The 1,160-nt window shown below is 68.4% G+C and carries 2 protein-coding genes; one reads left to right on the plus strand and one right to left on the minus strand.

The features are described from left to right. Nucleotides 1-449 (minus strand): RNA polymerase sigma factor (locus ACFWWR_RS48545; protein ID WP_384310782.1); only part of this gene is annotated, 449 nt, incomplete at its 3' end. A gap of 212 nt (nt 450-661) precedes the next feature. Here ACFWWR_RS48545 and ACFWWR_RS48550 point away from each other — a divergent pair. Next, a partial coding sequence (locus ACFWWR_RS48550; RefSeq protein ID WP_384310784.1) for a GntR family transcriptional regulator occupies nt 662-1,160 on the plus strand: 499 nt, incomplete at its 3' end.

The following is a 1,160-nucleotide window of genomic DNA, read 5'->3' on the forward strand; positions in this document are numbered from 1 at the left end:
GCGAGGGCGGAGTGGGACAGGCCCTGGGCGGCGAGCTTCACGCACCGGGCCTGCTGGGCGGAGAGCCCCGACAGCACCAGGACGTCCGCGGACTCGTCCGCCGGCGGGGCGGTCGGGAGGGAGAAGGACGCCGTGGCGTCCGTCCAGTCCTGGGGCTGCTCGTCCGCCCGCTTGGGGGCGTAGTACGTGGCCGCGGCCCGGTAGGTGATGCACATCAGCCACGGCAGGGCGGCACTGTCCGGGCCCTGCAAGCGGTGCACGGTCACGCACGCCTTGACCCAGGCGAGACCGGCGATGTCGTCGGCGTCAGCGGGGCGCTTGGCACGGGTCGCGGCGTAGGCCAGGACCCGGGAGGAGTAGAGCTGGAACAGCCGGTCAAGCCGCTCCGTAGAAGCGGGAGACAGCGGCGCTGCCTGCGAAGACGCGGGGCGTCCGTCGATACGATCCATCGCAGGATCGGTCCCTTCTGTGTGGCAGACGGGTTCGGTCTCAGGCCCCGGGCACGGTGGTAGGACACCGACCCGGGGCCGTCGTGTTCGTCATCACAGTGACAGGGATTGTGTAACAATGCAAGCGATGGCTACAGCATCGAACTCGACGCGCTGTAATGTGGCGCCAAGTGTTACGTTGTGGCGCAACCCATCGCTTCAGGAGAAGACACATGACCAGCGAGAAGCCGAGCCTGCCCGAGACGATCAAGGCCGTACGCGCGTTCGTCGCGGGCCAGGAGCCGGGTACCGCTCTGCCCTCTGAGACCGAGCTGGCAGACGCCCTCGGCAGCAGCAGGGCGCTCGTGAACAAGGCCGTCGCTCACCTGATGGCCGAGGGCGTACTAATCCGACGAGGAAAGAAGGCACTTGTGCAGCCCATCCCCGTGATCCTTCGACAGGTTCCGACCCGCTACACCGCGGCTTTCCGCGAAGCGCAGGGCGCGCGTGGCGCGTTCGACGCCGAGGTTCGCCAGCACGGGCTTCAGCCCAGGTGGACGACGGAACCGGGTCAGGAGAACGCACCCGAGAAGGTCGCGCGCCTCCTCGGCATCGAGGCCGGCACCCAGGTCGCCATCCGGGCACGGGAGATGTTCGCCAACGACGTTCCCGTGCAGGTCGCCATCACCTACATCCCGACCGACGTCGCCGCTTCTGCGGGAGTGACCGAGA

Origin of the sequence: Streptomyces sp. NPDC058678, assembly GCF_042714835.1 — a bacterium.
GTDB lineage: Bacteria > Actinomycetota > Actinomycetes > Streptomycetales > Streptomycetaceae > Streptomyces.